A 15,597-nucleotide genomic window follows, 5' to 3' on the forward strand; every position below is an offset into this window, starting at 1 on the left:
CGGCGGCAGCAACACGGTGAACGACCGGCTTTGGATGCTGGTGAACGGCAGCTATTGGGATTCCAGCCAGAGCGTGCCCATGGGCAGCGTCGTCACCATCGCCATGGTGCCCGACGCCGCGGTGGACGACTACACCGGCGGCAGCTCCGTCACCCAGACCCGGTTCGTGAAGCGGGCCACCACCTCCTACACCGGCAGCGACAACAAGGTCGCGGCCCTCACCCTGACCACCGGCGTCACGGTGCCCACCGCCATCGGCGGCAGCGCTGTGGCCACCGTGGCCACCTTCGTGATGCCCGCCGACGACGTGGCCATCCGGGCCTACTTCGACACCAGCGCCCCCGACACCTTCGCCGGCACCGTGAAGATCTCCGACACCTACGAGGCGGGCGGCAACGCCGGCAACACCGTGTCGGTGGACGGCATCGTCCTGTCCCACAACGACACCTTCACCGCCCAGGCGGGGCAGTTGGTGAGCATCGAGACCACCAACGCCGTCAACTATTACGCCAAGGTCACCGCCACTGCCGAGGGCAGCTCCGGCTACACCGTGCCGGTGCGGGTGACCAAGGGGGCCACCGGCAACCACATCGAGTTCGTGATGCCCGCCGGCAATGTCACGGTGAACGTGACCTTCCTCTTCGGCTCCACCGCCTTCATGCGCTACGACACGCTGGTGAGCTCCAACGGCACCCTGGCCACCGCCATCAACGTGGGCGATGAGCTTCAGATCATCCTGGGCAACATCACCGGCCAGCTGGGCTTCAGCGCTTACGGTCCCGACAGCTACGTGCCCAGCGGGCTGACCTTCCGCTCGGTCAACGAGCTGGTGGCCACGGTGGATCCCGTCACCGGCCTTGTGAAGGCATTGGATGTGGGTACCACCTACATCATTGCCGCCGACGACCGGGGCAACACCGGCTTCTTCAAGCTCAACGTGATCCCCGCCGCCACCAGCGGCGACAGCGACACCATTTACCCCATGGTGGTCTCCGGCGAGAGCCACTCCCTGGCCCTGAAGTCGGATGGCTCCGTGTGGGCTTGGGGCCGCAACGACTTCGGCCAGCTGGGCGTGGGTGAGGACGCCGGAATGCTCATCACCCCCCAGGAGGTCATGGTCTACAACCCCGAGACTTACAGCAACGAGCCTCTGACCAACATCGTGAAGATCGCCGCCGGCGCCAACCACTCCCTGGCCCTGACCAGGGACGGCCGGGTCTACGCATGGGGCGACAACAGCCTGGGCGCCATCGGCGTGGGCTCCCTGACCCAGAAGAGATACTGGACCGCCACCCTGGTCTACGGGCCGGAGGGCCCCTCCGGCGGCTATCTGGGCCACGACACCGCCGGTTACTCCGCCGCCATCGTGGACATTGCCGCCGCCGGCTACACCGACGCCGACGGGAAGACCGTGCGCCAGTACTCTCTGGCCCTGGACGCCAACAGCACCATCTGGGGCTGGGGCTCCAACTGGCACGGCATCCTCGACCCGCAGAACAACACCGGCGACGCCTACGGCGCACCCAATACCCTGCCCATCAAGGTCAACGGCCTGACCACCTCCATCCAGGATGGCCTGACCCTGTCCGCCGACAAGATCGGCGCCAACGCCCGGCTGCTGAAGAAGGACGGCCAGGTGGTGACCTGGGGCGAGAACAAGTACGGCGCCTACGGAAGCTACAACACCACCACCGAGCTGCCCGACCGCGCGGTGCTGGACGGCCGCGCCCTGATGGTCTCCAGCGGCGTCTACAACGGCGTGGCCATCACCATGGACGGCAAGGTGGAGACCTGGGGCGGCAGCGACGGCAGCAATGGGACCCACGACACCAGCTACGCCAACGGCTGGTACTGGGACACCACGGTCATCCCGGGTGACCCCATGCTGGAAGAGATCGTGGATCCGGACACCGGCGAGACCCGCTACGAGCAGAAGATCGACGCCGCCGGCGATCCCATGTATTATCCTGACACCACCACCACCGAGTTCAAGTCGGCGCCCCACGCCCTGCCCGCCGTGTTCGAGGCGCTGAGCCTGGGCTACCAGTACGGCACTGACTATCAGGACGACGACGGCGACCGGATCGCCCGGGATGCCGACACCCTGTGGTACAAGATCAACGCCGCCAACCAGTTCCTCCTGGACGAGACCACCGGCGCCAAGAAGCCCGCCAACCTGTCGGGCGATCCCATCGCCGTGCCTCTGTACACCACCTTCCCGGTGTCGGCCGACATCTCCGAGTATCTCCAGGTGGCTTACTCCAGCACCAACCTGTGGTCCGTGGGCAAGTTTGAGTCCTACTATACCGCCGAGGAGCTGGCCGCCAACGACAAGCTGACCCAGATCTACGGTCCCGGCCTGGGCCAGGGCGCAAACCTGGACGAGAACCGCCAGAGCATCGATTACTCCATCCTGCCCGACGGCACCCAGTGGGGCGACACCGACCTGACCCAGAAGGGGGTCCAGTGGGGTGTCATCGGCCACACCGCCGGCGTGACCTGGGGCATACTGGGCACGGACGGCACGGGCGCCGACGTGGCCTGGAACGCCGACGACGGCCAGTGGTACCAGTACGATACCGTCACCGGCAGCTTTGTCCTCGTGGACGGCCAGAAGGTCCCGGCCCAGGGCGCCGTGGCCGACATGCAGTACGTCAACGACATGGGCGGCTGCCGCTGGGGCGTGCCCGGCCGGGTGAGCGTTGGCTCCGCCGGCGTGGCCGGCGAGTACGTCAACGGCGTTATCGACGTGACCAACAATGTCTCCGCCAAGGACAACCACTCCAACTTCATCAAGAAGAACGGCTCCCTGTGGGCTTACGGCGCCAACGGCGACGGCCGTCTGGGCGACGGCACCTCCACCGCCAGCGACGTGCCCGTGCGGGTGGGCTCCTCCTACTTCATCCTGGAGGACTACCTGGTCTCCATCTACGAGGGAGAGTCCTTCCAGTTCAACTACGAGCCGCTGCTGTCCGCCTTCAACGTCTTCAACAACGTGGAAGAGGACGCCACCACCGTGGAGCTGGCCTGGTTCGTCTGGGACGAGACCAAGGACTCCAACTGGGCCGGTATGGCCAACACCGATCCGGGCTACAAGGTCAGCGAAAACAGCGTGGTCAAGGTGGACTACAAGGACGACGACAAGAAGGCCGTCATCACCGGCAAGAACCGGGGCACCGCCTATATCGTCATCTCGGTCACCAACGACCCGCTCATCGTGGGCACCTTCAAGGTGGAGGTCCGCCCGAGGGACAATGACGTCTTGGGCCCCGCCGCGGCGGGGGTGGACACCGACCTGGTCAGCGGCGGCAGCGTCGCCGGCGGCCAGTACCAGGGCATCTACGACCAGTTCAACAGCTATGCCGCAGCCGTCATTTCGGCTGGGGCTGGCGGCAGCACACCCTCCGACGGGGCCCAGGCGCCCGCGCCGGAGAACCGGATCTCCTTCCAGGGGCCCGACGCCGCCCGGGGCAACAGCGTGTCCTTCCCCCAGGTGGTCTCCGGCACCGGCTTCACCGCCGCCCTGGCGGTGGACGGCACCGTGTGGACCTGGGGCTCCAACGAGTACGGCGAGCTGGGCATCGGCACCTTCTACGGCACCTACGCTGCGCCCCAGCAGGTCATGGCCAACGTCACCAAGGTGGTGGGCCAGGACGCCCAGGGCGAGGCGATCCTCAAGAGCGCCATCGTCCCCCTCAATAACGTGCGCAAGCTCTCCGCCGCCGGCAACTTCATCTACGCGCTGAAGAACGACGGCACGGTCTGGGCCTGGGGCCGCAACGACCGGGGCCAGCTGGGCCTGGGCAAGGACGCCGGGGAGAAGGTGGCCTACGCCACCCAGATGAAGGCCGGCCAGCAGGTGACCAGCACCTATTCCGACGGCTACATCCAGGAGATCGTGGACATCGCCGCCGGCGGCATCGACGCCGACCACGGCTTCGGCCTGCTGGTCCAGAGCACCTACTACAAGCGGGTGGTGTTCAACGCCGAGACCGGCGCCTACGAGGTCAAGCGCCTCAACGTGGGCAACAACCTCTTCGGCGTGGGCGACAACACCGAGAAGCAGATCTCCCAGCTCATCACCCCCGCCTTCTACACCCCCATCACCGTGCGGACTTCCGCCGGCACGGTGGCCCAGGTCTCCATCGGCCAGAACGCCACCGCCTTCATGCTGGCGGCCAACGGCTCCATCCTGACCCGGGGCAGCAACGCCAACTATGAGTTCGGCAACGAGACCAATACCGGCATCTCCGGCTCCGCCGTCCTGCCCTACCGGGCCATGGCGGTGGCCGGCGGCGCCCAGAACGCCGTGGCCGTCCTCTTCCAGATGAAGCAGAACGAGGCCGGAAACGCCGTCATGGTGGCCGGGGACGTCACCGGCAGCCTCTATGGCTGGGGCAGGAACGGCAACAACGTCATGCCCACCAACGAGGCCTTCGTGAAGAGCCCCACCCTCATGGGCGACGAGACCGCCTCCGGCACCGACTACGCCCGCCGGAAGGACGACATCCTGGTGGCCGGCGGCGGCGCCAGCCTCTACTACATCGACGGCGCGGGCCGGATCATCATGGGCGGCGCCGGAATCAAGGGCCAGCTGGGCAACGGCGACACCAGCAGCTCCGGCGGCGTCATCCCCGTGCTCAAGGACGGCACCCCCGTCATCAACAATTTCAAGACCCTGTCCGCCACCTCCGCGCCCGGCGGCTGGCACTCCGCTCTGGTGAGCGAGTGGGGCTACGTGTACGCCTTCGGCTACAACAACGTCCTCCAGACCGGCCACCAGGGCCAGGATCAGGCCAATGCCCTCACCACCCGGGCCACCCAGGTGGGCGCCAGCTTCACCCTGGAGAGCGACAGCTATGAGCTCAACCTGCCTGTGGGCACGGCCTACGACGTGGCCGGGATGCTCACCCTGAGCAAGGGCTTCAACCTGATTACCAGCACTCAGAGTAATATCAAGCTTAATGATTACGCCGCGTTGACGGCGGGCGGCTATACGGTGGGCTATACCTCCACCGACGGCGGCATCGTCTCCGTCCAGCCCGACGGCGGTACCGCGCCCGTCAACGGCGTGGGCCACCTGGCCGCCGACGCCCCGGGCATCGCCTATGTGCTGGTGACCGTCACCGACACCGCCACCGGCGAGAGCCAGACCATCCAGATCCGTGTCTCCGTGATGAAGCCCTACATCTACGCCCAGGATGCCGACGGCAACGCCACCTCCAGCGAGACCGTGGCCTACGCCCAGATCTCCGTGGGCGAGGACTACGTCCTGGCCCTGAAGGCCAACGGCACCGTGTGGGCCTGGGGCCGCAACGACTACGGCCAGCTTGGCACCGGCGTCGGCTCCGCCGGCGGCCTGGAGCCCAAGCCCAAGATGGTGGAGTTCCCCAAGAACACCGTCACCGGCTACGTGGACGGCCTGGGCCGCACCGTGGTCCTGGAGTCCGACGGCGGCTGGTACGCCGTGGACGATATGGGCAACCATCTGGACATCGACCAGGTCACCGGCGCCCCCGTGGCCGTGGACGCGGCCGCCGTCACCGCCGTCATGGGCGCGCCCAAGATCGTGAAGATCGCCGCCGGGTATGACTTCTCCCTGGCCGTGGATACCCAGGGCAGAGTGTACGCCTTCGGCCGCAACAACGTGGGCCAGATCGGCGTGGGCAAGGTCAGCAGCTACCTGGACGACGGCGGCGTGGAGAAGCTCTACGCCACGCCCACCGAGGTGAAGCTGTTCACCGACTACGGCGTGAAGATCGCCGACGTGTACACCGGCGTGGTCGTCACCGGCTCCGGCGAGAAGCAGAGCGTGGCCTACGCCACCTCCGACAAGGGCGACCTCTTCCTGTGGGGCAGCGGCGCCGCCAGCCAGTTGGGCGGCAGCGTGCCCGTATCCCTGCCCAGCTATATCCCCGAGGCCAATATCGTGGACGTGGCCACCACCAATTACGGCACCAGCGACACCCGGGCCCTCAACGAGCGGGGCACCATGGTGGACTGGGACCGGTCCAACCACGTGACTTACCTCATCAACCAGACCAACGGCGGCATGGGCGACGTGCCCGCCGGCGAGCGGGCGGTGGAGCTCAACTCCGGCTACGGAAGCCTCTTCCTCACCACCACCGGCGCCGGGACCAGCCACACCTATGTGAAGGGCTCTCAGGCCTACGGCCAGCTGGGTAACGGCAGCACCTCCGGCACCAACGTGGAGACCCTGCAGTACAACAGCGCCCTGGACGGCGCCCAGTGGGTGGGCGGCGGCCAGTCCACCATGGCACTCTACCACGCCGCCGACGGGCTGGACGACACCGTCAAGGCCACCGGCTACAACCTGACCGGTGAGCTGGGCATCGGCACCTACGGTACCGCCAACAGCCAGAACACCATGCACAGCGTTTGGGCCGGCGAGACTGATCCCGACGGCACCCTGAACAACACCATCCGGGACGTGGTGGCTGTGGACACCAGCAGCGGCAACAGCCGTCTGAACGACAACGGCCAGACCCGGGCCTCCGGCCTGTCCGCCGCCATCATCGAAAACGGCGACGTGTTCACCTGGGGCGCCAACGATTACGGCCAGCTGGGCAAGCTGTCCATCGGCCGGGATCCCATCACCGGGAAGGCCTTCTCCGAGTACCCGGTGCAGACCTACTCCCTGCGGATGAACCTGGCCTACGCCGGCCAGGAGCACGACTGGCAGGGCGGCGGCAAGACCGTCCACATGCTGACCAGCGCCGGGACCACCGGTCTCAACGAGCTGGGCGGCACCGTCACCGCCAGCCTGGACTGCTTCAACGTCTACAACGAGCATCCCTTCGACCTGGTGCCCGACTACCGCTTTGCCTCCACCAACGACGCTGTGGCCACGGTGGATCAGAACGGCCAGGTGACCTTCCACGGCGTGGGCAACGCCAAGATCGTGGCCTACGACGCCACCAGCGAGCTCTACGCCTTCGTGGAGATCGAGGTCCTGCCCCAGACGGAGCGGTACTTCGACGACGATCCCGACCGGCTCATCGCCGCCCCCGGCCTGGGCGCGGGCCTTGAGCACAGCATCACCCTCACCGCCGACGGCGAGGTCTATGCCTGGGGCGCCAACCAGTACGGACAGGTGGGCACCCAGCAGATGGCCACCGCCCTCTTCACCGGCCACGAGCGGGTGACCCTGGGCGACGGCACCAAGATGGGCAACATCGTCTCCGTGGCTGCGGGCGCCAACTTCAACCTGGCGGTCAGTGACGACGGCACCGTGTACGCCTGGGGCCTGAACGCCTCCGGCTCCCTGGGCCTCAACAGCGACTACGCCAGCACCTCGCCCTACTACGTCCCCCAGAAGGTGAAGGACGTGGACGGCAAGAGCGCCCTGGGCACCTCCGAGGAGACGGGCAAGATCGTCCGGGTCTACGCCTACGGCAACGCCGCCGCCGCCATCAGCGAGCGGGGACAGGTGTACGTCTGGGGCGAGAGCACCAGCAATATGCTGGGCGCCCGCCGCAACAGCGCCTATTACCTCTATCCCCACAAGGTCCCCGGCATCGACAACGCCATGGACGTGTACTTTACCGACGGCAATATGCTGATCCTCACCGCCGACGGGATGCTCTACGTCTCCGGCAGCCAGAAGAACGGCTTTGTGGGCACCGGCGCCTCCACCGACGTGGCGGCCTATCCCCAGCCCATGGTGATCCAGGCCTCCGCCGACGGCACCGTCCCCGCCCGCTATCAGGGCGGCGTGGTGGACGCCGGAATGGGCAAGAACCAGATCGTCTTTATGACCATGGAGCCCGACGACAACGTGGTCACCGGCGTGACCATTGATCCCGGTACCAACACCGCCGCCGTGGTGGCCGGGGGGAAGGATCTGCTCAAGCACCTCTATCTCCTGGGCACCAACAAAAACGGCGTCCTCAGCGACGCGGCGGCGGACGGGGCCACCCTGGAGCGTCCCGCCGAGTACGACTACTTCACCGGCACCGAGTACGCCCGCCTGGTGGAGCTCTACCAGAGCGCCTGGGACGTGGTGTTCAAGTACAGCCAGCGCTATGATCCCGATTGGCAGTACAACACCGGCAAGACCCCCGTCAGCGGCGGCACCGGCCTCCAGGACGGCACGCCCGCCCTCAGCGGGACTGCCCTGGCCGACTACCTGGTGGAGCACCCCGACATCATCGGCCAGGCCATGAAGGAGGCCGAGCAGGCGCTGAAGGAGACCTGGACCGATTACTTCGGCACGGTGAGCTCCGGCGTGGTGGCGGACTTTACCAAGACCCCCGCCGAGAACGGCGTCACCATGAACGGCGACGGTAAGGACACCAGCGGCATCGCCGCCCAGGCCCTCCACGACGCCTACGTCAACGAGCTGTCCGCCATCCTCTATGAGGGCTATCCCATCTACAAGCAGGCCAAGGCCAACTACCTGTTCGTGGAGGACGACTACAAGACCTACGACGACGCCCGCCGGGCCCTGGCCAACGCCGACACGGCCCTAGACGCCGCCCGGAAGAACGAGGACAACCTCTCCAAGGTTCTGATCAACGCCGGGTACCGCCTGGATCAGGCCATCGACGCCCAGGCCGCGAAGCAGATCGCTTACGACGACGCTGTGGCCGCCTATGACGCCGCCGTGGCCGCCGGGGCGGGCGCGGACGAGCTGGCCGCTCTGGCCGCCGACAAGCAGACCGCCTACGGCGACCTGCTGGCCGCCAACGCCGACCTGGCCGCCGCCACCGACGATCAGGCGGAGGCCCAGGCCAACCATGACGCCGCCGTGGCCACCGTCGCCTCCAACGAGGGGACCCTCCACCAGGCCCGTCTGGACTTCATCAACAGCCTGCTGACCCTGGAGAACCGGATGGACGCCGGCGCGCCGGGGAACGGCGCGACCCAGGATGTCTCCGACACCGGCACCGCCGAGATGATCAGCGTGGCCATTACCGGCACGCCCACCCAGGCGGCCATCGACAGCCTCTCCTTTACCAAGGCCATGCAGGAGGCGGTGGCGGACTTCAACGACGAGGCCACCACCACCACGCCTGTGACCGAGAACGAGATGAAGGCCGTCATGGCCCGGTTCCAGGATGTCCAGGTGGATTGGACCCGCGCCAACCAGAAGGAAAAGGCTCTGGCCGGCGCCGTCACCAACGCCACCCAGCTGCGGGACAGCGCTTTCGTGAGCTGGAACGCCGCCGTCAAGCACTTCAACGACCTGGTGGCTGCCGCCACCTACGACTCCGCCAGCGGCAGCACCCTTTCCCAGCATTATGTCAATGCCCATACCCTCTACACCAAGGCCCAGGCGATCATCGACGCCTATGGGGCTGGCGGCAGCATGGACAAAAAGCAGCTGTTGGATGCCCTGCGGACCATCACCGATGAGCTGGTGGAGGACGCCGAGGCGGTCACCGCCCTGGTCTCCCAGGAGCCTTACACCGACAAGAGCGTGGTGGACGACATCGTCCGGGTCTATGCCGGGGAGAACTACACCGGCGCCATCACCGAGGGCGGCTACGTCTACACCTGGGGCACCAACGGGACCAACCCCGACGTCAACGGCGGCATCCTGGGCGACCGGAACGACTCCAACGGCCAGATCCGCAAGACCCCGAGCCTGGTGTACAAGACCAGCGTGGGCGACGACTACCTCGCCGGCGTGATCCGCCTGTCCGCCACGGCGGGCAACGCCGAGACCAGCCACATCCTGGCCCACGCCGATACCGGCATCGTGTACGCCTGGGGCAAGAACACCAAGGGCCAGCTGGGCAACCACGCCCAGATCAGCACCTCCTATCCCGTGGTCTCCGGCTCCACCAAGATCAGCCTGGAGAGCACCATCACCCTGAACCTGATCGGCGACAGCAATAAGACCGTCAACATCGGCAACGCCTCCGGCGACATGCTGCTGGTCTACTCCGCCGGCAGCAACAAGAGCCAGAGCCAGAACAACTATGTCTGGAAGTCCATGGACGAGTCCATTGCCGAAGTGGTGCCCACCGGCCAGGATTCCGGCACCATCTACGCCGTCCGCGAGGGCGAGACCCGCGTCCTGGTCCGGGATACCATCAGCAACCAGGTGGCCTTCACCCGGGTCATCGTCACCGATGGCGTCACCTACCCGCAGCTGGTGCTGGGCAAGGACACCTCCACCGCCCTGAAGAAGGACGGCACCGTCTGGGCTTGGGGCGACAACGCTTACCGCAGCGACGACGGCTCCATCCGCACCGATCCCTACAACGGGAACGAGGCCATGTACGGCAAGCTGGGCTTTGACAGCCCCCAAGAGCTCATCACCACCCCCATTGAGCTGACCTACTATGTGGAAGATCCCACCCTGCCCGACGATCAGTTGAGCAAGAAGGACTTCAAGAACATCCTCCGGGTGGTCTCCGGCGACAACCACACCCTGGCGCTGGACGCCACGGGACGGGTGTACGCCTGGGGCGACAACACTTACGGCCAGCTGGGCTTCCGCGTCAGAAGCGGCGACAGCATGGGCGGCATCCTGTACAGCAACTACCCCGCCCTGGTGAACATCCCCGGCAACCCCTTCATCATCTCCATCGCCGCCGGGTCCAACCACTCCCTGGCCCTGGCCAGCGACGGCTCCGTCTACGCCTGGGGCCGCAACAACGCCGGCCAGCTGGGCAACGGCAAGACCACCAACGACAACGCCGCCGCCATCAACGCCGCCTACACCTGGGTTCCCACCCGGATGAAGGGCTTCAGCGACCTCTACCTGGACAACGTCCTGGAAGTGGCCGCCACCGCCGCCACCTCGGCGGTCCTGCTCACCGACGGCACGGTGTGGACCGTGGGCTCCAACCTCCACGGCGAGCTGGGCAGCGGGCTCTATCCCGTCTCCGGCGACAGCGAGGCCGCCAAGGCCACCCAGGGCAGCCTGACCCTGGTGCGGGTCAAGTACTCCGCCGAGAGCCGCGACCGGGTGGGCAACATGGTGGAGCGCCAGGAGATCCGCGACATTAACAAGATCGTGGGCAACGGCTATAACTTCGCCATCATCAGCGAGGAGAAGGAAGCCTTTGTCTGGGGCGATAACATGTCCCACCAGGTGGGCGCCGAGAAGTGGCTCTACACCAACGCCAGCGGCGCGGAGTGGTTCGGCGCGGACGACTTCGCCACCCAGCCCGTAAAGGTCCAGGTGGGCACGAAGGACATGTCCGCCGACCTGGATATGACCCTGAAGAACGTGGTGGATATCTCCATCGGCGGCTACCAGAGCGCCGACGCCTCCACCAGCTCCCCCGTGCAGATCCTGGCCGTCACCATGGACGCGGTCTATGACTACTCCGGCGCCGTGCGCAAGGTGATCAGCCGCGACTACCAGAGCTGGGGCTGGGGCAACAACGAGAACTACAAGACCGGTATGGACGCCAACGTCGGTTATGTAAACCGCGCCCAGAAGATCGAGATCTTCCAGCCCTCCAACGGCGTGACCTATCTGGAAGAGGGCGTCCAGCTCCAAAGCCTGGCCGCCGGCGGCAACCACTCCGCCGCCTTCGATACCCGGGGCATCGTCTGGACCTGGGGCTCCAACCACTACGGCCAGATCGGCAACTTCACCTATGGCATGGACCCCCTGCACCCGGATGAGATCCTGATCCAGAACAAGCCCAGCCGGGTGGACGAGCCCCACATCGCCGTCTACAAGGTGGTGGAGGAGCTCAACGACCAGGGCGAGCTGGTGCGCACCGAGACGGGCAACTATAACTTCCAGATCAAGGTGCCCACCACCCTGGAGACGGTGACCTACGACGCCGCCGGGAACGAGATCGGCAGAACCAGCACCAGCGACGCCGGCGTGACCGACCGGCTGGTGGCCAAGTACATGTACTCCTTCAGCGTGGATAAGGAAGTGGACGAGGAGAAGACCCGCCAGCTCACCTATGAGGCCCTGGACGGGGATATCATGGGCCTGAGCGGCCTGTCCACCGCGGGCGACGACATCGGCACCCGCCAGTCCCACCTGTCCTATTCCACCGACGGCCTGCGCACCGAGATCATCACCTATGACGACGTGACCATCAGCGGCAAGGAGTACGGCAGCACCCGCCTCATCGTCCGCTACAAGCCCAAGGCGACCGGCGGGGAAGAGGGCGACCGGGTGGTGGACGCCGAGATGACCGGCGTGGCCATCGTCAACATCCTGGGTCCCGACGAGTCCGAAAAGACCGTGACCAACTATGACGCCGGCGGGAACATCATCCCCGAGGGCGACACCACGACCGCCGTGGGTCAAAGCGTGGTCAAGGAGCAGGTGAGCCACGCCTTCGTGGCCCTGCCCAAGGTGGCGGCGGGCGACGGCTTCAGCATCGCCCTGCAGATCGACGGCACCGTCCTGGCCTGGGGCCACAACGATAAGGGCCAGCTGGGCAACGGCATCGAGGGCGAGATGAGCCTGACCCCGGAGGTCGTCAACTTCGACTTTGCCTCCGCCTACGCCGACGAGGCCGACCAGCGCTACATCATCCAGATCGCCGCCGGGCGGGATCACGCCATGGCCCTGGACAACATGGGTGTGGTGTGGGTCTGGGGTTCCAACGAGTACGGCCAGCTGGGCCTGTCCCTGGAGCCCGACCCCATCACCGGCGAGAACACCATCTTCCGCACCCCGCAGCCCGTCACCCTGGACGGCGCCACCATTACCGGTATCTTCGCCAGCGAAAAGACCAGCTACTTCGTCGACCCCCACGGCATCCTGTTTGCCGCGGGCGACGGCGAGGAGTTCATGCTGGAGGCGGCGAAGGTCAAGTATCCCACCCTCACCGACGCCGAGCTGAGCAGCCGCATCGGATACAGCGCCAAGCCCGTCCAGCTCTCCCTGCTGGCCCGAACCATCGAGGTGGGCCAGGGCTACGCCCTCAAGGGCAGCGGCACCGTCTGGGCCCTGCCGGAGAGCTCCACCAGCCCCGACGTGAAGAAGGCGGAGCTGGGCAAGTTCACCGGCGCCGGCGACGAGACCGACGAGGATCTGAAGAACAAGAACATCATCGCCCTGTCCGGCCACTCCGACCGGTATGTCTACGGCGAGGTGGATCAGAACACCTCCCACATGCTGCTCCTGGACGCCGACCGCAAGCTTTGGGGCGCGGGGGCCAACCACCGCAACCAGCTGGGCATCATCGACGAGAGCGCCACCTACGGCAAGCCCGACGGGGACGACGTGACCACCGACGAGACCGTGGGCTACCCCGCCGCCGTGCGGGACATGATCCCCGTGCGAGTGACGGTGGACAACGACGACGGCACCACCACCTACCGTCAGCTGGGCCAGGTGGTGAACGTGGTCACCGGCAACGGCTTCTCCGGCGTCATCGTTAAGGAAGAGGAGCTGGTGAAGGACAGCACCGGCGCGCCCATCCAGGCCACCGATCCCGAAGGGAATCTTCTCTTCGAGAGCGACGGAGTGACTCCCATCTACAAGACCCAGATCATGTACAACCTGTACACCTTCGGTGACAACGCCTCCGGCCAGCTGGCCCTGGGCAGCGGCAGCAGCAGCCTCACCGCCCGCCATCCCACCAAGGTGGACAGCACCAACGCCGCCGACGAGGAGGCCAAGAGCATCCTGGCTCTGGCCGCCGGCAACAGCCATATCCTCACCATGAAGAGCGACGGCTTCATGTGGGCCTCCGGCAGCGACACTTACGGCGAGCTGGGCAACAACCTCTCCGGGACCAAGGCCACCAACCTGACCCTGGTGGGCGCCCAGGAGATCCGGGTGACCCCCAACCTGGTCACCGTCCTGGTGGGGGAGAAGAAGGACCTCACCGACCTGCTGAGCGTCACCTACGAAGCCGGCGTGAACCTGCTGCTCCGGGGCGGCACCGCCTCCTCCAACGCCGGTTGGGAAGGGGCCCTGGTGGACAACACCGTCGCCGGGCTCCACAAGGCCACCGCCGCGGATGCGGCCGCCGATCCCACCCTGGTGGAAGGCCACTACTACCTCACCGGCACCCAGAGCGGCCAGACCATGCTGAAGGTCATGGTGGACGGCCTGGATTCCACCGTCTCCTACGTGACCATCAAGGTCATGAGCGACCTCAACGCCGTGGCCACTCCCATGGTGGCGCTGGGCGAGCACCACACCGTGGCGCTGAAGTCGGACGGCACCGTGTGGACCTGGGGCGACAACAGCTACGGCCAGCTGGGCCGGAGCGATTACGCCGCCATGAACATGGTGACCTTCCCCGGCCTGGATACGGCCAACGGCGAGACCATCGCCTACGTGGCCGCCTCCGCCAACACCTCCTATGCCATCACCAATCAGGGCAAGGCCTACGCCTGGGGCGATAATACCCAGTACCGCCTGGGCGCCAACAGCTCTGAGAACTTCGTGGCCGTCCCCGTCCTTATGGTGGACAACACCGGCGCCGCCATCACCAACGCCACGGATCTCACCGTTACCGACACCTGGACCGCCGAGGGATACCGCAGCGACGTGTTCGTCCTGACCCAGGACGACGCCTACGTCAGTCACATCTACGCCTCCGGCAGCACGTACAGCGCCGCCCTGCCCGTGGTCCTCAACGGTGCGGACAGCGTGGTGTCCGTCAGCGGCAACTACGCCCTGCACTCCGACGGCTCCGTGTGGAAGATCAGCCACAACTCCGCCAACGTGCGGGTCCTGGGCTTCAAGGAGCACCCCACCGATCCCGAGAGCCCCATCGTGAAGATCGCCGCCAGCGGCGACCACATGCTGGCCCTGGATCTCAACAACCACGTGTGGGCCCTGGGTGACAACACCTACGGCCAGCTGGGCATCAACAACGACGTGCCCAACGGCTCCTTCACCCCCGACGCCACCGCCCCCGCCCTGGTCATCAGCGGCCAGCAGGTGAACAGTGACGGCGACCGCAGCCTGAAGAACGTGGTGGACATCGCCGCCGGCCGCGGCACCTCCTACGCCCTGGTGAAGAAGGACGACGGCACCACCGAGCTCTACGCCTGGGGCCTCAACAGCGTAGGCCAGCTCGGCCTGGACGACAGCAGCCGGGAGGAGACCGATCCCCGTCCTTACGTGGGCGGCGACGAGGCCAGGCACTACATGCCCAAGCGCATCTATCAGGACGGCGGGCTGACCTACCTCAACGTCTTTGCCGGATTTGACCAGTTCATCACCATGGACAACCGCGGTATGCTCTGGGGCGCCGGCGAGAACGGCAGCAAGCAGCTGGCCAACGGCACCACCGTGGACGCCAACCTCCTGACCCTGGTGGGCAACAGCGCCCTGAAGGTGAGCTATGCCGAGGACTATACCTACATGAGCGACGGCACCGGCAAGATGCGCATCGGCCAGTTCTACCAGTGGAACGGCGTCGACGGCACCGGCCTGCCCGCTGCCTTCGCCGGTATCACCCCCGTCGACGTGAGCAGCGGCATCTACCGGGTCTATACCTATGACACCACCGACGGCGTGTACAAGCTGGTGAGCGTGAGCGACGCGGCTTCCACCACCGATCCGCTGTATGTCTTCGACACCAGCAGCGAGTCGGTCCACCAGATCGGCGCGGGCACCTTCTACATGATCGAGGGCGAGGACTACTACCTCACCACCGACTTCGATTACTTCTGCATGTT

At 66.3% G+C, this 15,597-nt stretch carries 1 protein-coding gene (running past both ends of the window); it reads left to right on the plus strand.

This entire window lies inside a single protein-coding gene on the plus strand: locus tag AAEU42_RS03160, encoding an RCC1 domain-containing protein. The 102,660-nt coding sequence extends 52,793 nt beyond the window's left edge and 34,270 nt beyond its right edge, so the window shows coding positions 52,794–68,390 — codons 17,598 (partial) to 22,797 (partial); the first codon wholly inside the window starts at window position 2. Both codon boundaries (start and stop) fall beyond the window edges.

The organism is Pseudoflavonifractor phocaeensis (assembly GCF_038439875.1).
In the GTDB taxonomy this organism is placed as follows: Bacteria; Bacillota; Clostridia; order Oscillospirales; family Oscillospiraceae; genus Vermiculatibacterium.